Here is a 21,961-nt window from a genome sequence, read left to right on the forward strand (position 1 = left end):
CCAGGCCCTAATTAGCGCGGACATCGGGTACGTTTCTCCAAGTCGAGAGTGACCAGAAATAGATGCCGAAGTAAATTGGCATCGCCGCGGAAACGGCCCATGCACCACCTGTAAGCCCGCCCAGGTGCAACCCTAGTGCAAGCGCGCCGACGAAGATTACCTGGCCGATAAGCGAGAAGCGCAGAGCCCAGCCCTGCGCACGCCACGCGAGCGTGACAACGCCCAGAGGCGCCGCTACGAAGTGTGCGCCAATATATGGTGCGAGCGCACGAGCGAGTTGACCGGCATCACGCCAAGGCTCGCCGAACGCCAGCGCGAAAAGCGCCGGCCCCCACAATAGTAGAACAAGGACGAGCGGCAGCGAGATCAGCGCGAGCGTCAGCATAACCTGACGCACTGTAGCGCGAGCTTCGGCGGGCCGAGCCTCGACAAGCCGCGAGTAGAGAGCCTGCGAGACCGCACCACCGATCAGAGAAGCTGGCGCCTTTAGATAGCGCAGTGCCAGGCCCCAAAAGCCCGCCGCCGCCTCGCCCGTCAGCGCAACCAGCAACGCGACTGCGAGTGTGTCCTGCAGGGCAGCGGCAAAGGCGTGCGGTGTGTTGAGCATCGGAAAGTCGCGGTGTCGCAGTGCGACCTCGCGCAAGCGCACCGCTGGTACCAAACCGAGCGCAAGCCACCCACCTTTGGGCTCGGGACGTGCAAGCCCGGGAACCGCCAGCGCGCTCGCCAGCACTGGCGCGGCCATGAGGCCCCAACCGCCGAACTGCGCGACGCCGAAGCCGGCCTGCAACATGGCGCCACCGCCGTACTGCACGAAGCGACTAGCCGACAGCGCGGGGAATCGCTGCGCGCGCGTCGCCCACAGCGTCAAGGTCTGCACCGTCGCGCCGGCCAACACGCCCAACGGCAACCACAACCAATAGAAACCGCCACCGGCCACCAAGACGCCCAACCCAGCGCCCAGCGCCGTCGCCAACGTAACGCCCAGCAACACGCGCAGGCACAGCGCGAGCAGGTCGCGCGCCTCGGCATCGTCGCGCGCGAGTGGCAATGCAAATTCGTAACGCGCGCAACCTACGACGGCTATGTTCGCGAGAACGGCCGAGAACGCCGTGTAGTGCCCGAACTGATCGGGCGTGTATAGCCGGGTGACCAAGGGGCCGAGAAAAAGCGGCAACGCTTGCGCGAGCACGCTCCCGACGAGCAAGGTCAACGTCGCGCGCACCATGCTGGCGCCTGGTCGTACCATTTCAGTTGTGTCGGCGCGCAGGTCGAGTTGGATGCGCGAAGCGACAGGCGTCGGACCTCATCTGGCGACTGCGCCTCGCAGCGCCGCGACGACGCGGTCCTGTTGCGCGTGCGTCAGGTCGGCGCTCATCGGCAGGCTCATCACGCGCGCTGCCGCGGCGATGCTGTGCGGCAGGTCGTCCACCGACGCGTAGCGCGCATACGCGGCCTGGTGATGCACCGGCTTCGGGTAGTGCACGGCCGACGGAATGCCCTGCGCCTTCAGCGCCGACTGCACGGCGGCGCGGCTCTCGACGAAGACGGTGTACTGCGCCCACACGCAATCCCGCTCGTCGCGCACCGCGAGCAGGTCGACGCCGGCCAGGTCCGACAGCAGCGCGCGGTAGCGCTCGCCGAGCGCGAGCCGCTGCGCGATCTCCCACTCGAAGCGCTCCAGCTTGGCCAGCACGACCGCGCACTGCAGCGTGTCCATGCGCCCGCCCACGCCCACGCGGGTGTGGGTGTAGCGGGCGCTCTGGCCGTGCACGCGGATCTCGCGCGCGGCCTGTGCGAGCGCGTCGTCGTCGGTGAACAGCGCGCCGCCATCGCCATAGCAGCCGAGCGGTTTGCTGGGGAAGAAGCTGGTGCAGCCGATCGTGCTCAGGTGGCAGCTCTGGCGACCGCGGTAGGTGGCGCCGAAGCTCTGCGCAGCGTCTTCGATGACCGCGAGGCCGTGGCGGGCAGCGATCGCGTTGATCGCGTCCATGTCTGCGCACTGGCCGTACAGGCTGACCGGCACGATGGCGCGGGTGCGCGGCGTGATCTGTGCTTCGATCAGCGACGCGTCGATGTTGCAGGTGTCGGGCTCGATGTCGGCGAACACCGGCACGCCGCCGAGCAGCACGATCATCTCGGCCGTGGCCGCGAAGGTGAATGGCGTCGTGACGACCTCGTCGCCGGGCTTCAGGTCGAGCGCCATCAGCGCGATCAGCAGCGCCTCGGTGCCGCTCGCGACCGTCACGCAGTGCTTCGCACCGGTGTACGCGGCGAGCTTCGCCTCGAGCTCGGCGACCTCGGGCCCCATGATGTACTGGCCGTGGTCGAGCACGCGCTGCATGCGCTCGGCGATCGAGACCTTCAGCGCCGCGTACTGGCTCTTGAGGTCGATGAAATCGAGCGGCGCCGTCATGTCCGCACCTCGTCGGCCGGCAGGCAGACGCCGTCGAGCAGCACATAGCGCTCGCCGGTGGCCGGGCAGACCGCCGCACCATCGGCGAAGGTGAGCCGCTCGCCGTGCCGGCTGACCCAGCCGATGCGCCGGGCCGGCACACCGACGACGAGCGCAAAATCCGCCACGTCGCGGCTCACCACGGCGCCGGCGCCGACGAAGGCGTGGCGGCCGATCGTCGTGCCACAGACGACGGTGCAGTTGGCCCCGAGCGTCGCGCCGCGCCGGACCCGCGTCGGGCGGTATTCGTTCTTGCGCGGCACCGCCGAGCGCGGGTTGTGCACGTTGGTAAACACCATGCTCGGGCCGCAGAACACGTCGTCCTCCAGCGTGACCGCGTCGTAGACCGACACGTTGTTCTGGATCTTCACGTTGTTGCCGATGATCACCTGGTTCGCGACGAACACGCCCTGCCCCAGCGAGCACCCGGTGCCGATGCGGGCCCCCGCGCACACGTGCGCAAAGTGCCACACGTGGGTGCCGGCGCCGAGCTGCGCGCCGTCGTCGACGATCGCGGAGGGGTGGATCGTCGCGGTCATCAGAACACCAGCGGCAGGCCGACGCGCACGCCGTCGCGCGCCGAGCGGTAGCCAGCGATCAGCACCTCGAGCGAGCGCAGGCCCTCGTAGCCGTCGACCGCCGCATTGGCCTCCCCGCGCAGCGTGTTGATCACGTTGTCGTAGTACAGCGGATGGCCCGGACCGTAGACGCTCTCGACACCGTAGCTCGCGCTCGCGACCTTCGCGTCGTCCTCGTGCGCGGTGTCGAACTCCCAGTGCTCGATCTTGTTGACCGCGACGCCGCCGACCCGCACGGTGCCGCGCTCGCCCAGCAGCGTGATGCTGCCCTCGAAGTTCTTGTTGTGGGTCAGCATCGTGACGTTGACCGACGCGAGCGCGCCGCTGCGCAGCCGCAGGCTCATCACGCCGCTGTCCTCGGCCTCGATGTTGCGCGCGAGCGTGGCGGTATAGGCATGCACGTTGTCGACGGGGCCGACCAGCCAGTCGACCATGTCGACGTAGTGGCTGGCCTGGTTCATGAAGGCGCCGCCATCCATGTCCCAGCGGCCACGCCAGGGCGCGGCGTCGTAGTAGGCCTGCGGGCGGGTCCAGAACACGTTGACGTTGACCATCGCCAGGCGTCCGAAGCGGCCGGCATCGACCGCGCGCTTGACGAGCTGCAGCGTCGCGTTCAGCCGGTTCTGCTTGACGACGAACAGCTTGACGCCGGCGTCGCGACAGGCGCGCACCATCGCCACGCCCTCGTCCCACTTGGTCGCCATCGGCTTCTCGCTCATCACGTGGCGGCCGGCCTGTGCGACCTTGATCGCCTGGCGCGAATGCAGGCCGCTCGGCGTGGCGAGCACGACGATGTCGACGTCGGAGCCGCTCAGCAGCTCGTCGAGCGAGGCAAAGCCGGCCACCCCGGTCGTCGCGACGGCCACGGCCAGGCTGGGCGGGTGGTTGTCACAGACCGCCACCAGCTCGGCCCGCGCCGCATGCTGCTTCAGCGCCGCGAAATGGTTCTGCGCGATGCGCCCGCAGCCGACCAGGGCGACGCGGAGCTTGCGGTTCAGGATCACGCTGGGTGTGGACATGGAAGGCGACGCGGCGCCCCCGACGGGGCAAACGCGCGATTTTAGGGGCACTGAGGGCGTGGCGACGCCGCCCTCTAAAATCGCGGGCTCACTCGCAAAGCCCCCCATGTCCGACGAAAACCAGCTGATCACCGAACGCCGCGAGAAGCTGGCGGCCATCCGCCAGCAAGGCATCGCATTTCCGAACGACTTCAAGCCGAAGCACCACGCCGCCGAACTGCTGCGCCAGCACGGCGACCAGGAGAACGAGGAACTCGAGCCGCTGAACATCCACGTCGTCGTCGCCGGCCGGCTGATGCTCAAGCGCGTGATGGGCAAGGCGAGCTTCGGCACGCTGCAGGACGGCACCGGCCAGATCCAGCTGTTCGTGACCCGCGATGCGCTGGGCGAGGACGCCTACGCACGCTTCAAGCACTGGGACCTGGGCGACATCCTGGGCGCCGAAGGCGCGCTCTTCAAGACCAAGACCGGCGAGCTGTCGGTACGCGTCAGCGCGCTGCGGCTGCTGACCAAGAGCCTGCGCCCGCTGCCCGACAAGTTCCACGGCATGGCCGACCAGGAGCAGAAGTACCGGCAGCGCTACGTCGACCTGATCACCGACGGCGACGCCCGGGCGCGCTTCGCGGCGCGCAGCAAGGCGCTGTCGTCGATCCGCCAGTTCATGGTCGAGCACCACTTCATGGAAGTGGAGACGCCGATGCTGCACCCGATCCCGGGCGGCGCGAACGCCAAGCCCTTCGTGACGCACCACAACGCGCTCGACCAGCAGATGTTCCTGCGCATCGCGCCCGAGCTGTACCTGAAGCGGCTGATCGTCGGCGGCTTCGAGCGCGTGTTCGAGATCAACCGGAGCTTCCGCAACGAGGGCGTGTCGGTGCGGCACAACCCCGAGTTCACGATGATGGAGTTCTACGCCGCGTACTGGAACCACCACGACCTGATGGACTTCACCGAGGAGGTGCTGCGCCACGCCGCGCGGGTGGCGACCGGCTCGGCGGCGATCACCTACGCCGGCAAGCCGGTCGCGCTCGACCAGCCGTTCGCGCGCCTGTCGGTGCGCGAGGCGCTGGTCGTGCATGCGGGCTTGACCCAGGCGGAAGCCGGCGACGCCGCTGCGCTCCACGCGAAGCTCAAGTCGCTCGGCGAGGAACCGCCGGCGCACTGGACGTTGGCCGAGCTGCAGTTCGGCCTGTTCGAGGCCGCGGTCGAAGAGAAGCTCTGGGACCCGACCTTCATCATCGACTACCCGGTCGAGGTCTCGCCGCTGGCGCGCGCGTCGGACACCAACCCGTCGATCACCGAGCGCTTCGAGCTGTTCATCACCGGCCGCGAGTACGCGAACGGCTTCTCGGAGCTGAACGACGCCGAGGACCAGGCCGCGCGCTTCCAGGCGCAGGTCGCGAACAAGGAGGCCGGCGACGAGGAGGCGATGTACTACGACGCCGACTTCATCCGCGCGCTCGAGTACGGCATGCCGCCCACCGGCGGGTGCGGCATCGGCATCGACCGCCTGGTGATGCTGATCACCGACTCGCCCAGCATCCGCGACGTGATCCTGTTCCCGTCGCTGCGCAAGGAGGGCTGAGCGTGGACGCCGGGCCGCGACTCGCGTCGTTGCCCGAGATCGAGCGCGCGCTCTGGCAGCAGCTCGAGGCCGCGGTGACGGAGCGCTCGCACCCGTGGCGCACGCCGGTGCTGGCAACGGTCGACGGCGACGCCGCCGACGCGCGCACCGTGATCCTGCGCGAGGTGTCGACCGCAGACCGCCAGCTCGTGGTCTACACGGACGAACGCGCCGGCAAGGTCGCGCAGATCGCCGCCCGCCCGCACGGCACGCTGGTGATGTGGTCGAACGCGCTGCGCTGGCAGCTGCGCTGCCGCGTGCGGCTGAGCGTCGAGACCGACGGCCTGGGCGTCACCTCGCGCTGGGCCCGGCTGCAGCACACCGCGGCCGCGCAAGACTACCTGGCGCCGCACGCGCCCGGCGCCCCGGTGCCCGCGGGCACCGGCGTGGCGGCGGCCGCGCAACGTGCGTTCTTCGCTGTCGTTGCCGCCGAGATCGAATCGATCGACTGGCTCGAGCTCCACGCCGACGGCCACCGCCGCGCCAGGTTCGACAGCGCAGGCGGACGCTGGCTCCAGCCCTGATCGATCAGCGTTGCGTGAACCGCGCCTTGCGCTTGTTCAGGAACGCGTCCATCCCTTCCTTCTGGTCCGCGGTCGCGAACATCGAGTGGAACAGGCGCCGCTCGAACATCACGCCGTCGGCCAGCGTGCCCTCGAACGCGCGGTTGACGCTCTCCTTCGCGGCCATCACGCTCATCGCGCTCAGCTCGTTGATCGCCTCGGCGGCGGCGAGCGTCACCGTCATCAGTTCCGCGAACGGAACGACGCGCGAGACCAGCCCGCCTCGCTCGGCCTCGGCCGCGTCCATCATGCGGCTGGTCAGGATCATGTCCATCGCCTTGGCCTTGCCGACCGCGCGCGGCAGGCGCTGCGTGCCGCCGGCGCCCGGGATGATGCCGAGCTTGATCTCGGGCTGGCCGAACTTCGCGGTGTCGGCGGCGATGATGAAGTCGCACATCATCGCCAGCTCGCAGCCGCCGCCGAGCGCGAAGCCGGACACCGCGGCGATCACGGGCTTGCGGATGGTGCGGATCGTCTCCCAGTTGCGGGTGATGAAGTCGCCGCCGTAGGTGTCGGTCAGGTCGTACTTCGCCATCGCGCTGATGTCGGCGCCGGCGGCGAAGGCCTTCTCGCTGCCGGTGATCACGATGCAGCCGATGCCGGGGTCGGCGTCGAACGCCTTCAGCGCGGCGCCCAGGTCGTCCATCAGCCCGTCGTTCAGGGCGTTGAGCTGCTTCGGACGGTTCAGCGTGATCAGGCCGGTTTGGCGCGCGCCCTCGCCGCGGGTCTCGGTCAGGATGTTCTCGTAGCTCATGGGGTGTCCTCGGGTGGATTCGTCACTGTATCTCGGGCGGCTTCGAGATCATCAGGTCGACGAAGGTCTGCGGGTCCTGCTCGAAGCGCAGCCGCACCGGCAGGTAGCGCAGCTGCGGCGACATCCACATCTCCACGCTGAGCGAGCCGGCCTTCTGGTCGGCGTGGCGCGGCTTCAGGTGGATGCCGGTGAGCGGACCGAAGGGCGTGTTCAGCGTCTCCTCCTCGACCACGTCGTAGGTCCAGACCGCGACCTTCTTCGGCAGCGCGAGCGGGATGTCGACGCTGCCGCCGATCTTCAGCATCTCGGGCCGCGTACTGAACACGTAGGTCAGCTGCACGAACTGGCTCGCGGTGTCCTGCAGCCCCGGCATCGAGGGGCGCACGTCGCCGTTGGCGAGCACGACGCCGCCGGTGTCGAACAGGATGGTCTGGCGCGGCCGGGTGGTGGTCAGGAACTTGATGTCCTGGTCGTAGCGGCGCGGCGCCAGGCCATTGGCGGTGATCTCGCCGTCGCTGCTGGAACGCTGGGTGATCAGCGGCGCGAACGTGGGGCCGACGATGAAGTCGACATGCACCTGGTAGCGCGAGCCGCTGCGGATCCACTCGACCTGCGCGGTGCCGCTGACCTCGCCGCGGTAGTTGCCGGTCAGCACGTAGCTCATGCGGGTCGAGGCCGGCCACTCGAACGGCACGCCGCTGCTGGCCGCGCCTGAGGCGGGCACTGCCGCCACCGGCGTGGCCGGTGCGGGCTCGGACGCCACCGGCGTGTCGACCGGCGCCTCGACCACCGGTGCGCTCGCCGCCGCGACCACCGGCTCGGCCTCACGGCGCGGTTCCGGGGCGGACGCCGGCTTCGCGGGCTTGGGCCGGCGCGGACGCGGCGCGGCGACCGCGGCAGGCGGTGGCGGCGCCGCGGGCGCGGCGGTCGGCGGCGGCGCCGTCAGTTCCATCTGCCGCACGTAGGCCACCTCGATGCGCGCCGGCCTGTCGCGGTCCGCCGAGAGGCCTTCGAGACCGTCGATCACCCGCTGCGTGACCCAGCCATGCAGCAGGACCACGGCGAGCACGAGCGCGACAGCCGCACCCCGGCGGCGCCACGATGGCGACGTTCCGAACAGCAGTCTCAGGCCGCGAGCCATGCCTTGCGCAGCGCCGCGGCGGTCCTGGCCGGGGTCGCGGCGGGCCGCAGCGACACGCCGCCCATTCCGGCGGCGTCCGCTTCGAGCGTCAGCGTCAGGCCGAGCACGCGCTGATCGCGCGCGACCAGCAGCGGCGCCGCGCGGCCCGGTTCGAGCACGCGGAGCGCATCGTCGAGCCGGCGCACGCGCCAGCCGGCGATCGCGAGCAGCTCGTCGCCGGGCGCGAGGCCCGCCACCTCGCCGGCACCGCCGCGCAGCACGTGGCTGACCTTCACGCCGGTCAGCGCGCTCTCGGCGACGCGCACGCCCAGGCGCTGCGCCAGCGTGGCCGCGTCTTCGGTCCAGTCGATGCCGCAGGCACCCAGCAGCTCCTGCAGCGGCAGCTCGTCGGTGCCGTGGACCCAGGCCGCCAGTTCGGCGGAATACGAGCGCCCGCCGACCTGCGCGAGCGCCGCGGCGATCTGCGCCTCGTCGATCGGGCCGCCGCGGCTCGCGGTCCACAGCGCCCGCATCACGTCGTCGAGCGTGCCGCGGCCCTCCCGGCGCAGCGTCAGGTCGATCGCGAGCGCGACCAGCGAGCCCTTGGTGTAGTAGCTGATGGTCGCGTTCGGCGTGTTCTCGTCGCTGCGGTAGTACTTGACCCAGGCGTCGAAACTCGCCTGCGCGACGCTCTGCACCCGGCGCCCCGGCATCGCCCGCACGCCGCTGACGGTGCGCGCGATCAGCCGCAGGTAGCGCGGCGCGTCGATCAGCCCGGTGCGCAGCAGGAACACGTCGTCGTAGTACGACGTGAAGCCCTCGAAGAACCACAGCAGCTCGGTGTAGTTCTCGCGCGTGTAGTCGTAGGCCGCGAAATCGGCCGGGCGCATGCGCTTGACGTTCCAGGTGTGGAAATACTCGTGACTGATCAGGCCCAGCAGGTTCACGTAGCCGTCCGAGGTTTCGGTGCGGCCGCGCACCGGCATGTCACGCCGGGCCGAGATCAGCGCGGTGCTGGCGCGGTGCTCGAGCCCGCCGTGGCCGTCCTCGAGCAGCTGATGCAGGAAGACGTAGCGCTCGAACGGCGGCTTCCTGCGCCCGTGCCAGAACCCGATCTGCGCGGCGCAGATGCGCTGCGCATCGGCGAGCAGCCGCGCCCCGTCGAAATCCGGCAGCGCGCCGGTGACCACGTACTCGTGCGGCACGCCGTGGGCCTCGAACCGGCCGCGCCAGAACCGGCCCAGCTCGACCGGGTGGTCGACGAGCTCGTCGTAGTCGGCCGCCTCGTAGGTGCCGCGCCCGCCGGCATCGACCTGCACCGGCCGCATCGCGGTCGCGACCTCCCAGCCGGGCGGCAGGTTGCGCAGCGCGAGGCGGTGCGGCTCGGCCTCGCGCCCCTCGACGCGCAGCAGCAGCGAGGTGCCGTTGAAGAAGCCGCGCGCCGCGTCCAGGAAGGCGGCGCGCACGGACGTGTCGAACGCATAGGCGAGGTAGCTGACCTGCAACGCCGCGCGCCCGTCGCATCGGGCCGCCCACGTCGCCTTGTCGAGTTGCGTGAGCGGCACCTCGCGCGTACCCTGCGACGCGACGAGCCCCGAGAGATGACGCGCGAACTCACGCACCAGGTAGCTGCCGGGGATCCACGCCGGCAGGCTCAGGCGCTGATCGGCGGCCGGGCGATCGATGCGCACCGTGACGCGGAACAGGTGGGCGTGGGTGTCGTGGGCAGAGACGGCGTAGGTGATCATGGGCATCGAATCTATCAAAGAGCCACGCCGCGGCCGACCGATGTTCACATTTGCCGGAATATCCACTTTTCAGTAATTACTGAAAATTCAAATAGACTTCGAGTCGTTCCGAGAAAGGCTCCGCCCCCATGACACCGCTCTCGCCGCTCGTCCGCAGCTTCGTCGCCCATTTCGGCGAGATGGGCAGCCGCTGGGGCATCAACCGCACGGTGGGCCAGATCTACGCGCTGATCTTCGTCTCGCCCGAGCCGCTGAACGCGGACGACATCGCCGAGCGCCTCGAGTTCTCGCGCTCCAACGTCAGCATGGGGCTGAAGGAACTGCAGGCGTGGCGGCTCGTCAACCTGCGCCACCAGCCCGGTGACCGGCGCGAGTATTTCGACGCGCCGACCGACGCGTGGGAGATCTTCCGCACCCTCGCCGAAGAACGGCGCCGGCGCGAGATCGAGCCGACGCTGTCGATGCTGCGCAATGCGCTGCTGGAGGAGCCGTCGACGCCGGAGGACCGCATCGCGCTCGAGCGCATGCGCGGCATGCACGACCTGATCGAGCTGACCACCACCTGGTTCGACGACGTCCAGCGCATGGACCAGCAGACCCTGTCGCGCCTGATGAAGATGGGCGCGAAGGTGCAGAAAGTGCTTGAATTCACCGGCCGCGGCGCGGCCCGACGCTGACCCCCGGAGGCACTTGCCATGGACGCCCTGATCCTCGCCCGCATGCAGTTCGCGGCCAACATCACCTTCCACATCCTGTTCCCGACGATCAGCATCGGCCTGGGCTGGTTGCTGCTTTTCTTCCGCGTGCGCTGGCTCAAGGCCCGCCACGGGCCGGACCCGGCCCAGGCGCAGGGGTGGCTCGATGCGTACCGCTTCTGGACCAAGGTGTTCGCACTGAGCTTCGCGCTCGGCGTCGTCAGCGGCATCACGATGAGCTTCCAGTTCGGCACCAACTGGCCGGGCTTCATGGAGCACGCCGGCAACATCGCCGGCCCGCTGCTCGGCTACGAGGTGCTGACCGCGTTCTTCCTCGAGGCCGGCTTCCTCGGCGTGATGCTGTTCGGCCACGGCAAGGTCAGCGAGAAGGTGCACCTGATGTCGACCTTCTTCGTCGCGTTCGGCACCACGCTGTCGGCGTTCTGGATCCTGGCGCTGAACTCGTGGATGCAGACGCCTGTCGGCCACGAGATCATCGACGGCGTCTACCACGTCAAGAGCTGGATCGAGGTGATCTTCAACCCGTCGTTCCCGTACCGCTTCACCCACATGCTGCTGGCCTCGGGGCTGACCTGCGCGTTCCTGCTGATCGGGCTGTCGTCCTGGCAGCTGCTGCGTGGCGTGGGCCAGCGCGCCGCGCCGCGCGTGCTGCGGGTCGGGCTGACGCTCGCGGCGGTGCTGATCCCGCTGCAGATCGCGGTCGGCGATGCGCACGGCCTGAACACACTCGAGCACCAGCCGGCCAAGATCGCCGCGATGGAGGGCGTGTGGGAGACCGAACGCGGGGCGCCGCTGCTGCTGTTCGCGATCCCCGACGCAGCCGAGCGCAAGAACCACTTCGAGATCGCCATCCCGAAGATGGCCAGCCTGATCCTCACCCACCAGACCGACGGCGAGATCAAGGGCCTGAACTCGTTCGGCGACGCCCACCCGCCGCCGCTGCCGCTGTTCTTCGCGTTCCGCATCATGGTCGGCATGGGCATGCTGATGCTCGCGACCAGCTGGCTCGGCTGGTGGCTGTACCGCCGCGCCAAGTGGCAGCCGGCGGCGCTGCCGCGATCGCTGCTGTGGCTGTTCGCGGCGATGACGTTCTCGGGCTGGGTCGCGACCGTCGCCGGCTGGTACGTCACCGAGATCGGCCGCCAGCCGTTCATCATCTACGGGCTGCTGCGCACCGCCGACGTGGTCTCGAAGGTGCCGTCGTCGATGATCGGCCTGACGCTGGCGCTCTACGTCACCCTGTACCTCGCGCTGATCGTGGCCTACGTGACGGTGCTGAAGTACATGGCCGAAAAGCCCGACGAGGTGCTGGCCGAGGACGCGCGCGACCAGGCCGTCACGCCGCCCGGCGCGATCACCTCGCCTGCGGTCGGGGGTGCGGCATGAACTGGATGTCGTTCGACACCGCGCTGCCGATCATCTTCATGGCGCTGATGGGCATCTCGATGCTCGTCTATGTCGTCAGCGACGGCTACGACCTCGGCGTGGGAATGCTGATGCACCGCGCCACCGACGCCGAGAAGGACGTGATGGTCGCCTCGATCGGCCCGTTCTGGGACGCCAACGAGACCTGGCTCGTGCTCGGCGTGGGCATCCTGCTGGTCGCGTTCCCGCGCGCGCACGGCGTGGTGCTCGGCGAGCTGTACCTGCCGGTCGCGCTGATGCTGGTCGGCCTGATGCTGCGCGGCGTCGCGTTCGACTTCCGCGTCAAGGCGAAGGACAAGCACAAGCGCACCTGGGACCGCCTGTTCTTCGCCGGCTCGACGCTGGCCGCGGTCTCGCAGGGCTGGATGCTGGGCCGCTACGTCAGCGGCTTTGGCACCGGCTGGAACTACCCGCTGTTCGCCGCGGCGATCGCGGTCGCGCTGCCGATGGCCTACGTGCTGATGGGCGCGACCTGGCTGATCATGAAGACCGAGGGCGAGTTGCAGGAACGCGCGATCCAGTGGGCCAAGGTCGCCTGGCTGCCGATGGTCGGCGGCATGGTGCTGATCTCGATGGCCACGCCGTGGGTCAGCGACGTCGTGCGCGAGCGCTGGTTCGCGCTGCCCGAGATCATCGCGCTGATGGCGATCCCGCTGATGACCGCAATCGCGCTGCTCGCGGTGCGCGGGCTGCTGAACTCGCACGTGGTGCGCGGCTCGGTCTGCTGGCTGCCGTTCGTGCTGCTGATCGTCGTCTTCGTGCTCGGATTCCTGGGGTTGGCGTACAGCATCTACCCGTTCGTCGTGATCGGCCAGATGACGATCTGGCAGGCCGCCAGCAGCCCGGCAGCGCTGAAGGTGATCCTGATCGGCGTGTGCATCTCGGTGCCGGCCATCGCCGGCTACACGGTGTTCTCGTATCGGGTGTTCCGCGGCAAGACCGGCGAGCTGAAGTACGCGTGATCGGTTAAAACCGCGACATGATCAAGAACCCCTTCAAGCAGGCGCTGCGCGACCGTCGCCCTCAGATCGGCCTGTGGGCCAGCCTGGCCGACCCGCTGGTGGCCGAGGCGCTGGCGACCACCGGCTTCGACTGGCTGCTGATCGACGGCGAGCACGCACCGAACGATCTGCGCTCGGTGCTCGGCCAGCTTCAGGCCGTCGCCCCCTACCCCACCCACCCGATCGTGCGCCCGCCGATCGGCGATGTGGTGCTGATCAAGCAATACCTCGAGATCGGCGCGCAGACGCTGCTGATCCCGATGGTCGACACCGCCGAGCAGGCCGCCCGCATGGTCGCCGCCACGCGCTACCCGCCGCGCGGCATCCGCGGCGTCGGCAGTTCGGGCGCACGCTCGTCGCGCTGGAGCGGCGTGCCGCGCTACCTGCACGAGGCCGACGACGAGATGTGCGTGCTGGTGCAGGTCGAGACGCAGACCGGCTACGCGAACCTGGCGGAGATCGCCGCGGTCGACGGCGTCGACGGCGTGTTCTTCGGCCCGGCCGATCTCTCCGCGTCGATGGGCTACCTCGGCCAAGCGACCCACCCCGACGTGGTGGCGGCGCTCACGCAGGGCATCGCCACGGTGCGCAACGCCGGCAAGGCACCCGGCATCCTGATGACCGACAACAAGGCGTCCCAGTACTACCTGGACCAGGGCGCCCTGTTCGTCGCGGTCGGTGTCGACGCGATGATGCTGGTGCAGGCGGCCAAGACGCTGGCCGCGGTCTTCAAGGGCGGCGCGTCCGGCGCCGGCCCCACGTCCTACGCCTGACGGCGCTCAGCCCTTGCCGCGGCTCGCGACGAGCTGCTTCTCGACCTCGGCCGGCGGCAACGCCCCGGGCACGCGCTTGCCATCCTCGAACACCAGCGCCGGCGTGCCGTTGACGCGGAACTTCTTGCCGAGCGCGACGTTGCGCTGCAGCGCGGCGGTGTCGCAATTGCCCATGCTGCGCGGGGCTGCCGTGCCCTTGATCATCCAGTCGCGCCAGGCCGCGCCGTTGTCCTTGGCGCACCAGATGTTCTTCGACTTCTCCGGCGAATCGCCCCCGAGGATCGGGTACAGGAAGGTGTAGACCGTCACGTCCTTGACCTGCTGCATCTCGGTCTCGAACTTCTTGCAGTAGCCGCAGTTCGGGTCGGCGAACACGACCAGCTTGCGCGCCCCGGTGCCCTGCTTCCAGACGATCGCGTCCTTCAGCGGCAGCGCGGCGAAATCGATCGCGGTGATCTTGTCGATGCGCGCCTGCGTCAGGTCGCTGCGCGTCTTGGTCTCGATGATGCTGCCCTGGATCACGTGGTCGCCGCGCTCGTCGGTGTAGATCAGCTCGGTGCCGATGCGCACCTCGTACAGCCCGGGGATCGGCGTCTTGCTGACCTCGTCGATCGCCGGGAAGTTGGGCAGCCGCTCCGCGAGGGTCTTGCGGATCAGCGCCTCGTCGGCGAACGCCGCCTGGGCGAGCCCGAGGCTCATCACGGTCAGGGCCAGCGCGGAGCGCATCAGAATGTTCATGGGGTTCCTCAGGAATTCAGGGCGCGCGCGGTCAGCCAGCGCTTCAACGGGGACAGCTTGTCCACCAGAGTCAGGCCGCGGTTGCGAAGTTCCCGCAGCGCCGGGGTGTCGTCGGCAAAAAGTCGCAATAGGCCGTCGGTCACCTGGCCCATCGCCCAGGTCGGCGCCGCGCGTTCGCGGGCGTAGCGGCGCAGCAGCTTCTCGTCGCCGAGCGGGCGCCAGGCTTCGCGTTCGCGAATGACGCGAACCAGCGCCGCCACGTCCGCCAGGCCGAGGTTCAGCCCTTGCCCGGCCAGCGGATGCACCACGTGCGCGGCGTCGCCGAGCAGCACCCAGCCGGGGCCGCACCAGGCGCTCGCGTGGGCCCGCATCAGCGGCCACGCGGCGCGCTCGGAGACGAGCTTCAACTCACCGGCCTCGCCCGCGGTGGCCTGCATCAGCCGCTGTTCGAACGCGGCGGCGTCGAGCGCCAGCAGTTCGGCCGCCTGTGCGTCCGGCAGCGACCAGACCAGCGCGAACGACTGCTGCGGCTGCGGCGTGTCGAACGGCAGCAGCGCCAGCACGTCGGGCGCGCGGAACCACTGGCGCGCAATGCCCTGGTGGGCCCGCGTGCTCTGCAACCGCGCGGCAATGGCCTTGTGCCCGTAGTCGACCCGTTCGAAGGCAATGCCCAGCGATTCGCGGGTGGTCGAGGCCTTGCCCTCGCACAGCGCGGTCAGCGCAGCCGTCGCCGACTCGCCCGGCTCGAGCGCCGTGATGTGCGGCGCGAAACGCACCGCAGTCGCGAGCTCGCGCTCCAGCACCGCGGCATCGGTGATCCACGCCAGCGCGCCGACCTGCTGCTGCCAGGCCGAGAAATCGATCGCCGAGGCGTGCGCGTCGCCCTGCACGTGCATGTCCAGCACCGGCGTCGCGGCATGCGCGGGCAAGGCGTCCCAGACCTTCAACCCCTGCAGCAGCGCGACCGACGCGCCATTGAGCGCGTAGGCGCGCACGTCCGCCGTGTCGGGAGCGCGCGCGGCCTCCGGGCGCAGCGCGACGCTCAGGCCGGCACGCGCCAGCGCGAGCGCGAGGCTGCGGCCGACGATGCCGGCGCCGAGCACCTGGACGTCGAAGTTCTTCATGGGCACCGATTGTAGGGAGCGGGCCGGCGCGCCGCCGGCAGGGTCAAGGGCACAATCGCCTCCTTTTTTCAGCACGGGGCGGGCGGCGATGGAGAGTGATCAGGCAGTCCACATCGCGTCGTTGCACGTGTACCCGATCAAGTCCTGCGGCGGCGTCACGCTGGACGAGTCGCTGCTGATCGAGACCGGCCTGGAGTTCGACCGCGCCTGGATGGTCGTCGATGCCGCCGGCCGCTTCATCAGCCAACGCGAGCTGCCGCGCCTGGCACTGGTGCAGCCGACCCTGAAGGTGAGCGAGATGGTGCTGCGCGCGCCCGGCATGCTCGCGCTGCACGTTGCGCTCGACCGCGTCGAACAGCCGGTGCGGGCCACGGTCTGGGACGACGAGGTCGCGGCCTACGACATGGGCGACCTGTGTGCGCAGTGGTTCAGCGACTTCCTCGGCCGAGCCGCCCGACTCGTGCGCTTCGACCCGGCCCACCGACGTCTGGCCGACCACCGCTGGACCCGCGCCGTCCACGCGGAGACCGCGTTCGCCGACGGCTTCCCGCTGCTCGTGACCTCCACGGCCGCGCTGGCCGAACTGAACCGGCGGCTCCAGGCCCAGGGCCACGCCGCGGTGACGATGGCGCGCTTCCGCCCCAACCTCGTGCTCGACGGGCTCGACGCCCACGGCGAGGACGCGCTAGACGAGATCCTGTTCGCGACCGCGGACGGCCCGGTGCGGCTGAAGCTGGTCAAACCCTGCGTGCGTTGCAGCATCCCGGACGTCGACCCGGTGACCGCGGCCACCGGCCACGCGGTCGGCGACACGCTCGCGGGCTACCGTGCCGACGCGCGCATGGACGGCGGCATCACGTTCGGCATGAACGCGATCGTGCTCGACGGCATCGAGCGCGCGCTGCGTGCCGGCATGCCGGGCAGCGCGACCTTCAGGTTCGACTGACCGATCCGCGCAACGCCAGCGTCCCCTGCGGCGGCAACGCGGCGCGCGCCTGCAGCGCACGCGCGCGCACATGGCAGCCGTCGAGGTGGTCGCTGACCAGGCCCATCGCCTGCATGAACGCGTAGACCGTCGTCGGCCCGACGAAGCTCCAGCCGCGCTTCTTCAGGTCCTTCGACATCGCGATCGACTCGGGCGACGTGGTCGCCGCGCGCAGTGCCGCGAGCGTCATCGCCGTCGGCCGCGAACTCGCGGCAGGCTCGTGCGCCCATGCGTAGGCGGCGAGCGAGCCGAACTCGCGGCGCAGTTCGATCACCCGCTTCGCGTTGTTGATCGTCGACTCGATCTTGCCGCGGTGCCGGACGATGCCGGTATCGGCGAGCAGGCGCGTCACGTCGGACTCCTGGAAGCGCGCGACCTGTTCGGCCTCGAAGTTCGCGAAGCCGGCGCGGAACGCCTCGCGCTTGTTCAGGATCGTCAGCCAGCTGAGGCCCGCCTGGAAGCCCTCGAGGCACAGCTTCTCGAACAGGCGCCGGTCGTCGGTGACCGGGAAGCCCCATTCGTGGTCGTGGTAGTGGCGGTAGGCCTCGCTCGCCTGGCACCAGCGGCAGCGCGCGGCGCCGTCGTCGGCGGTGAACAGCCCGGTGTCGATGCTCGTCATGGGCGCCATTGTGGCGTGGCGCTCCGGGCCGTCCGGGCGATGTCGGCGAGCGTCACGGCGTCGAGTTCGGCGAAGTAGGCCGCCAGCGCATTGCGCAGCACTTTTCTGAGTTTGCAACTGGGCGTCAGCGTGCAGGTGTCGGACGCTGGGTCGAAGCACTCCACCAGCCGGAAGTCGGTCTCCGCGCCGCGCACGACGTCGCCCACGCGGATCGCCGCCGGCGCCTTCAGCAGCCGCAAGCCGCCGCCGCGGCCGCGCGTCGTCTCGACCAGGCCCTGGCGGCCGAGTTCGCTGACGATTTTCATCAGATGGTTCTTCGAGACCTGCAGCCGCTCGGCGATCTCGGCGATCGTGACGAGGCGTTCGGGGTTTGCCGCGCAGTACATCAGCACGCGCAAGGTGTAGTCGGTGTAGTCGGACAGTCTCATCGCCAGCGTTTGCGTTTTGGGCGCTCGAACGATAACATGCACATCGTATGCATCTTATACAGACCCCGCTCCAGGACGCGCCGGAAGCGCTGCCGATCTTTGTCGCGATGCCTTCGACGAAGCGCGCCCCGCCGCTGCACGGTGCGCCGTTGCTGCGCCTGGGCTTCCGCCCGTTCTACCTGGGTGCGGCGGCGTTCGCGGCGATCGCCGTCCCGCTGTGGGTGGCGATCGTGCTCGGGCAGATCGCGTTGCCGATGACGATGCCGCCGCTGCTCTGGCACGCGCACGAGATGCTGTTCGGCTTCGCGGCGGCGGTCATCGTCGGCTTCCTGCTGACCGCCGGCAAGGCCTGGACCGGCCTGTCCACGCCGCGCGGCGCGGCGCTCGCGGCACTCGCCCTGCTGTGGCTCGCGGCCCGCGTGGCGGCGCTGGTGGCGCCTTACCCGGTCTACGCGGCGCTGGACGTGCTGCTGCTCCCGCTGGTGGCCGGGCTGCTGGCGGCCGTGCTGCTGCGCGCCCGAAACCACCGCAACCTGCCGCTGCCCGGCATCCTGCTGCTGCTCGCGGCCGCCAACGCGGTCTTCCACCTCGCCTCGCTGGGGCTGGTCGACGTGGCGCCGATGACTGCACTGCATGCCGGGCTCGCAGCGATCGTGATGATCGAATGCCTGATCGGCGGGCGGGTCATCCCCGCGTTCACGCTCAGCGCGACGCCCGGGTTGACCTCGCGTGTGCAGCCAAGGCTCGAACTGCCCACGCTGATCTGCACGGCGCTTGGCTTGGCCGCTTGGGTGTTCGCGCCGACCGGCCCGCTGACCGCGCTGCTGCTCGGCGCCGCGGCCGCGCTGCAACTGCATCGGCTCTGGACGTGGCAATCGTTCGCGACACGCCGGCGGCCGATTCTCTGGGTGCTGCACGTCGCGTACGCCTGGATCCCGATTGGCCTGGTGTTGCTGGGGCTGGCGGCGCTGGGCATGCTGGGCGCATCGGCCGGCGTGCATGCCCTGGCTGTGGGCGCCACCGGCGGGCTGATCATCGGCATGATCACCCGCACGGCGCGCGGCCACACCGGGCGGCCGCTGCAGGTGTCCAGGCTGGAAGTGGCGGCCTACGGGCTGATGCTCGCGGCGGCACTTTTGCGGGTGCTGGTGCCGCTGGTCGCGCCGCAGGGCCTGTACGGGATTACGCTGGTCGCCGCGGCGGCCGCCTGGTCCGGCGCGTTCCTGCTCTACCTGTGGGTATTCACGCCGTGGCTGCTGGCATCGCGGCTCGACGGAAAGGATGGCTAGCTGACATGGCCCTGCCCCACGCCCAACCCCTCGACGTGATCGACGTGCGGCCGCTCGGCGCCGGGCTGCGCGACGCGGTCACCACCAGCCTGCTGAAGACACCGGCGCTTCAACTGATGCGCCTGGTGCTGCCCGCGGGCCACGGCCTGCCGGAACACCACGTGCCCGGCGCACTGACCGTGCAATGCCTGGAGGGCGAGACCGTCGTGACGACCCCGTCACGCACCTGCACGCTGGGCGCCGGGCGGCTGGTGGTGCTCGAGGCCGGCGAGCCTCATGCCCTGAAGGCGGTGGCCGACTCGACGCTGCTGGTCACGATCCTGCTGCACACCGCCGACGCGGTCAGGTGAACCTGACCGATTCGCCCGCCGCATCGAAGGCGGCGAAGCCGTCGATCCGGCCCGACTTGATCGACTCGATCATGCGCTGCAGCGGTGCCTCGGCCTGCAGCGAGGACGGTCCCGTGTCGTCGGTACCGGCGAGCGCGCCGACGAACACGATGTCCCAGGCCTGACCGAGCTCGCGCGATTCGTTGCACAGGACCTCGAACGACGCCAGTTCGTCGGGTCGCTTGTCGATGCAGGCCAGCGGCGTCAGTGTGCCCCCCTCTCCGGCATCGAAGCGCAGGCGCTCGTCGGGGGTGGCATCGTCCGGCAGGCCGGCGGTCGCGAGGACCAGCAGCAGGCGCTGCGGCTCCGCCTGGGCGCGCGCCGCACGCAGCAGGTCGTCGAAAGTCGAGAGCGTCATCGTTTGCATCCGCCGCAGCGGTCCGTCATTGAACCAGCGGCGTGGCGGCCGCCTCGAGGTCGACGCCTTCGACCCGCGCCTGGCCGGCCAGCACCTGCATGCACTGGCGCAGCGCCGTGACCCAGGCCTGCTGGCGCAGCGCCATCGCGACCGCACCACGCACCGCCTCGAACGGCTGCCGGATGCCGCCCTCGCGTTCCAGCACTTCGACCACATGCAGGCCGAAGCGGCTGTGCACCAGCCGCGGCAGCACGCCGATCTCGACATGGCCGAACAGTTCGCGCGCGAACTCGGGCGCGCAGTCTTCGGGCGCCAGCCAGCCGAGCTCGCCGCCGTGCTCGCCGCTCGGGCAGTTCGACAGTTCACGGGCCGAGCGGCCGAAGCCGTCGGCGGCCGTTCCGTCGTGGCAGCGCACGTCGAGCAGGCAGGTCTCCGCGCGGTTGCGGAGCGCGACCACGTCCATCCCTTGCGTGACCGCGAACAGGATGTGGCGCACCCTGACCTTCTCGCCGGTGCGGTAGCGCGCGGCGTGCGCGGCGTGGTGGCGCGCACAGGCCTCGTCGGACGGCTCGGGCAGCTTCAGTTCGGCCTCCAGCCAGGCATCGATGGCGTCGGACGCCGCCTCGCTGACGACGCCGTCCACCGGCACCGGGTCGGCGGCAACCAGCAGGCCGGCGCCAATGGCGGCCTGCCGCAGCAGCTCGGTGTTGGCGCGCTGTCGCAGCGCTTCCAGCGGCAGCGCCTCGTCGTCGCGATGCAACGGCACCCCGTTGATGCGTGCAACGCTCGGGGCCAGGGTGGGTGTCGACATGCTCATCTCCCGAGAGTCGTTCATGGGCGCGGCAGGTTGTGGCCGGCCGGCACGTTCAGGCGCCGGCTGCGCACGACCTGGTGCGCGCGGAACAGGAAGCCGACAGTCGCGAACCCGCTCCACACATGCACCAGCCGGCTGAACGGGAACAGCAGGAAGATCGTCATGCCGAACACGATGTGGAACAGGTACGGCCACGGCAGTGCGCTCAGCACCGTCGCGTCGACCGGCCGCAGCGTGACGATGCGCTGGGCCCAGTCCGCGAGGATCACCATCGTGCTGCCGTCGGCATGCGCCCACGAGAACGGCAGCGTGATCAGCCCGACCACCAGCTGCACCCACAGGATCACCAGGATCGCGATGTCGGTGCGGTGGCTGGTGAGCCGGATGCGCGGGTCGAACACACGCCGGTAGAGCAGCATCGACAGCCCGACAAAGCACATCGCCCCGGCGATGCCGCCTGCGACCACCGCCAGCATCTGCTTGGTGCCGGCGCTCATGAACACGCCGTATACCGAATGCGGCGTGAAAAGCCCGACCAGGTGGCCGAAGAACAGGAACAGGATGCCGAAGTGGAACAGGTTGCTGCCCCAGCGCAGCAGGCCGGCGCGCAGCAGTTGCGACGAGTCACTCTTCCACGAGTACTGGTTCTGGTCGAAGCGGATCAGGCTGCCCATCACGAACACCGTGAAGCAGACGTACGGATAGACCTGGAACAGAAAGCCGTAGACGCCGTTCATGACGATGCTCCCGATGAGACGATGGATGCCGTCGCCGGCCTGCGCACGATGTGCACCGGTTGCGCCTGCCCCGGGCGCGCCTGGCCCTTGGACGAACAGCCGTCGAACACCACCGGCTCGGCCCAGCTCTCGTCGAGCGGCTCCTCCACGGGCGGCTGCACCGCCTGCGCCGTCTCGCCGGCCAGCTCGAGCAGCGCACCGAGCGCGCTGGCATACGGGCTGTCGCGGTGGCGCAGCGCCGCGAAGATCGCGTTGAAGATGTGCGCCATCTCGCCGAGAAAGGCCTTCGCTTCGCGCACTGGCTGGGTCGAGACGAACTCGAGCACCGCCGGCAGGTAGTCGGGCAGCTCGCCTTCGGCCAGCACCAGGCCGGCCGTCTCGTAGGTCTGGCCGAGGTCGATCAGCGCCGGCCCGCGCTCGCGCGAGTCGCCGTGGACGTGCTCGAACAGGTGCAGCGAGGTGCCGCGGCCGCGATCGAACAGGTCGACGTAGTCGGCCTCGGCGGCGAGCGGCTCGGCGCGGGCGAGTGCGTCCATCAGCGCGTCGAGTTCGAGAAGGCGCGCGGCGGGCAGCGCGTGCTCGTCGCGCAGCAAGGCGCGCATCTCGGGCAGGTGGCTGCGCAGGGTCGCGTCCGGATAGCCGAGCAGCGCGGCGAGCACGCGCAGGCTCTTCGTCATCGGGGGCAAAGCCTTGGGGGCGAACAT

At 69.9% G+C, this 21,961-nt stretch carries 24 protein-coding genes; 9 read left to right on the forward strand and 15 right to left on the reverse strand.

The genetic code is table 11. From position 1 onward, the window contains the following. Nucleotides 1-7 precede the first annotated feature (7 nt). The 4 genes from ACWH49_RS05430 to ACWH49_RS05445 all read right to left on the reverse strand — a co-directional run bounded on the left by ACWH49_RS05430 (nucleotide 8) and on the right by ACWH49_RS05445 (nucleotide 4,052). Nucleotides 8-1,228, reverse strand: a complete 1,221-nt coding sequence (locus ACWH49_RS05430; RefSeq protein WP_448170536.1) for a lipopolysaccharide biosynthesis protein — start codon at nucleotides 1,226-1,228, stop codon at nucleotides 8-10. A 78-nt stretch (nucleotides 1,229-1,306) separates the two neighbouring features. Next, nucleotides 1,307-2,416: a DegT/DnrJ/EryC1/StrS family aminotransferase gene (locus ACWH49_RS05435; protein WP_448170537.1), complete on the reverse strand. Its 1,110-nt coding sequence runs from the start codon at nucleotides 2,414-2,416 to the stop codon at nucleotides 1,307-1,309. Then, the gene (locus ACWH49_RS05440; RefSeq protein ID WP_448170538.1) at nucleotides 2,413-2,994 is read right to left on the reverse strand and encodes an acyltransferase; all 582 of its coding nucleotides are present in this window, start codon (nucleotides 2,992-2,994) and stop codon (nucleotides 2,413-2,415) included. The genes ACWH49_RS05435 and ACWH49_RS05440 overlap by 4 nt, the downstream gene beginning before the upstream one ends. Beyond that, the gene (locus ACWH49_RS05445) at nucleotides 2,994-4,052 is read right to left on the reverse strand and encodes a Gfo/Idh/MocA family protein (protein ID WP_448170539.1); all 1,059 of its coding nucleotides are present in this window, start codon (nucleotides 4,050-4,052) and stop codon (nucleotides 2,994-2,996) included. The genes ACWH49_RS05440 and ACWH49_RS05445 overlap by 1 nt, the downstream gene beginning before the upstream one ends. Before the next feature lie 106 nt (nucleotides 4,053-4,158). On the opposite strand from ACWH49_RS05445, the gene lysS reads away from it, so the two are divergent. Together lysS and ACWH49_RS05455 are read left to right on the forward strand one after the other, a co-directional pair. Further along, nucleotides 4,159-5,637, forward strand: coding sequence for a lysine--tRNA ligase (gene lysS / locus ACWH49_RS05450; RefSeq protein WP_448170540.1), 1,479 nt, complete (start codon nucleotides 4,159-4,161; stop codon nucleotides 5,635-5,637). A gap of 2 nt (nucleotides 5,638-5,639) precedes the next feature. Then, the gene (locus ACWH49_RS05455; protein WP_448170541.1) at nucleotides 5,640-6,200 is read left to right on the forward strand and encodes a pyridoxamine 5'-phosphate oxidase; all 561 of its coding nucleotides are present in this window, start codon (nucleotides 5,640-5,642) and stop codon (nucleotides 6,198-6,200) included. A gap of 4 nt (nucleotides 6,201-6,204) precedes the next feature. Here ACWH49_RS05455 and ACWH49_RS05460 read toward each other — a convergent pair whose 3' ends face one another. Genes ACWH49_RS05460 through ACWH49_RS05470 form a run of 3 tightly spaced genes read right to left on the reverse strand, consistent with a single transcriptional unit; the run spans nucleotide 6,205 to nucleotide 9,867 of the window. Next, nucleotides 6,205-6,993 (reverse strand): enoyl-CoA hydratase, encoded by a 789-nt coding sequence (locus ACWH49_RS05460; RefSeq protein WP_448170542.1) that lies wholly within the window; start codon nucleotides 6,991-6,993, stop codon nucleotides 6,205-6,207. A 22-nt stretch (nucleotides 6,994-7,015) separates the two neighbouring features. Continuing rightward, on the reverse strand, nucleotides 7,016-8,062 hold the full coding sequence (locus ACWH49_RS05465) for a DUF3108 domain-containing protein (protein ID WP_448170543.1): 1,047 nt from the start codon (nucleotides 8,060-8,062) through the stop codon (nucleotides 7,016-7,018). Nucleotides 8,063-8,118: 56 nt separating this feature from the next. After that, nucleotides 8,119-9,867: a M61 family metallopeptidase gene (locus ACWH49_RS05470; RefSeq protein WP_448170544.1), complete on the reverse strand. Its 1,749-nt coding sequence runs from the start codon at nucleotides 9,865-9,867 to the stop codon at nucleotides 8,119-8,121. Nucleotides 9,868-9,989: 122 nt separating this feature from the next. Between ACWH49_RS05470 and ACWH49_RS05475 the strand changes: the two genes are divergently transcribed. From ACWH49_RS05475 to hpaI, 4 genes are read left to right on the forward strand one after another with little or no spacing between them, the layout of a single operon-like run. Continuing rightward, nucleotides 9,990-10,538 carry a GbsR/MarR family transcriptional regulator gene (locus ACWH49_RS05475; protein ID WP_056465072.1) on the forward strand — a complete coding sequence of 183 codons (549 nt, stop codon included), beginning with the start codon at nucleotides 9,990-9,992 and terminating at the stop codon, nucleotides 10,536-10,538. 18 nt (nucleotides 10,539-10,556) lie between these two features. Beyond that, the gene (locus ACWH49_RS05480; RefSeq protein ID WP_448170545.1) at nucleotides 10,557-11,963 is read left to right on the forward strand and encodes a cytochrome ubiquinol oxidase subunit I; all 1,407 of its coding nucleotides are present in this window, start codon (nucleotides 10,557-10,559) and stop codon (nucleotides 11,961-11,963) included. Nucleotides 11,964-11,968: 5 nt separating this feature from the next. Next, nucleotides 11,969-12,964 (forward strand): cytochrome d ubiquinol oxidase subunit II, encoded by a 996-nt coding sequence (locus tag ACWH49_RS05485; RefSeq protein WP_448174313.1) that lies wholly within the window; start codon nucleotides 11,969-11,971, stop codon nucleotides 12,962-12,964. A gap of 17 nt (nucleotides 12,965-12,981) precedes the next feature. Beyond that, entirely contained in the window at nucleotides 12,982-13,776 is a 795-nt protein-coding gene (gene hpaI, locus ACWH49_RS05490; protein ID WP_448170546.1) for a 4-hydroxy-2-oxoheptanedioate aldolase, read from the forward strand. A 6-nt stretch (nucleotides 13,777-13,782) separates the two neighbouring features. Here the strand turns inward: hpaI and ACWH49_RS05495 are convergent, their stop codons facing one another. Next, nucleotides 13,783-14,514 (reverse strand): DsbC family protein, encoded by a 732-nt coding sequence (locus ACWH49_RS05495; protein ID WP_056465076.1) that lies wholly within the window; start codon nucleotides 14,512-14,514, stop codon nucleotides 13,783-13,785. An 8-nt stretch (nucleotides 14,515-14,522) separates the two neighbouring features. Further along, nucleotides 14,523-15,638, reverse strand: a complete 1,116-nt coding sequence (locus tag ACWH49_RS05500) for an FAD-dependent monooxygenase (RefSeq protein WP_448170547.1) — start codon at nucleotides 15,636-15,638, stop codon at nucleotides 14,523-14,525. Nucleotides 15,639-15,726: 88 nt separating this feature from the next. Here ACWH49_RS05500 and ACWH49_RS05505 point away from each other — a divergent pair, with 88 nt between their 5' ends. Then, on the forward strand, nucleotides 15,727-16,584 hold the full coding sequence (locus ACWH49_RS05505) for an MOSC domain-containing protein (RefSeq protein WP_448170548.1): 858 nt from the start codon (nucleotides 15,727-15,729) through the stop codon (nucleotides 16,582-16,584). Here ACWH49_RS05505 and ACWH49_RS05510 read toward each other — a convergent pair. Together ACWH49_RS05510 and ACWH49_RS05515 are read right to left on the reverse strand one after the other, a co-directional pair. Then, nucleotides 16,571-17,242 carry a DNA-3-methyladenine glycosylase I gene (locus tag ACWH49_RS05510; protein WP_448170549.1) on the reverse strand — a complete coding sequence of 224 codons (672 nt, stop codon included), beginning with the start codon at nucleotides 17,240-17,242 and terminating at the stop codon, nucleotides 16,571-16,573. The genes ACWH49_RS05505 and ACWH49_RS05510 overlap by 14 nt on opposite strands. Beyond that, nucleotides 17,239-17,670 carry an RrF2 family transcriptional regulator gene (locus tag ACWH49_RS05515; protein ID WP_448170550.1) on the reverse strand — a complete coding sequence of 144 codons (432 nt, stop codon included), beginning with the start codon at nucleotides 17,668-17,670 and terminating at the stop codon, nucleotides 17,239-17,241. The genes ACWH49_RS05510 and ACWH49_RS05515 overlap by 4 nt, the downstream gene beginning before the upstream one ends. A gap of 107 nt (nucleotides 17,671-17,777) precedes the next feature. Here ACWH49_RS05515 and ACWH49_RS05520 point away from each other — a divergent pair, with 107 nt between their 5' ends. Beyond that, the gene (locus ACWH49_RS05520; protein WP_448170551.1) at nucleotides 17,778-18,959 is read left to right on the forward strand and encodes an NnrS family protein; all 1,182 of its coding nucleotides are present in this window, start codon (nucleotides 17,778-17,780) and stop codon (nucleotides 18,957-18,959) included. Between the two features lie 5 nt (nucleotides 18,960-18,964). Next, a complete protein-coding gene (locus ACWH49_RS05525; protein WP_056465080.1) occupies nucleotides 18,965-19,309 on the forward strand; it encodes a cupin domain-containing protein in 345 nt (114 codons plus the stop codon). Here the strand turns inward: ACWH49_RS05525 and ACWH49_RS05530 are convergent. The 4 genes from ACWH49_RS05530 to narJ are packed head-to-tail and all read right to left on the reverse strand — an operon-like array spanning nucleotide 19,302 to nucleotide 21,961. After that, nucleotides 19,302-19,706, reverse strand: coding sequence for a hypothetical protein (locus ACWH49_RS05530; RefSeq protein WP_056467215.1), 405 nt, complete (start codon nucleotides 19,704-19,706; stop codon nucleotides 19,302-19,304). The genes ACWH49_RS05525 and ACWH49_RS05530 overlap by 8 nt on opposite strands. 25 nt (nucleotides 19,707-19,731) lie before the next feature. Further along, complete coding sequence (locus tag ACWH49_RS05535; RefSeq protein WP_448170552.1) at nucleotides 19,732-20,517, reverse strand: peptidylprolyl isomerase; 786 nt, start codon at nucleotides 20,515-20,517, stop codon at nucleotides 19,732-19,734. Nucleotides 20,518-20,537: 20 nt separating this feature from the next. Beyond that, nucleotides 20,538-21,257 (reverse strand): respiratory nitrate reductase subunit gamma, encoded by a 720-nt coding sequence (narI, locus tag ACWH49_RS05540; RefSeq protein ID WP_448170553.1) that lies wholly within the window; start codon nucleotides 21,255-21,257, stop codon nucleotides 20,538-20,540. Beyond that, entirely contained in the window at nucleotides 21,254-21,961 is a 708-nt protein-coding gene (narJ, locus tag ACWH49_RS05545; RefSeq protein WP_448170554.1) for a nitrate reductase molybdenum cofactor assembly chaperone, read from the reverse strand. Before narJ ends, narI begins: the two co-directional genes overlap by 4 nt.

It is taken from the genome of Rhizobacter fulvus (assembly GCF_964020785.1).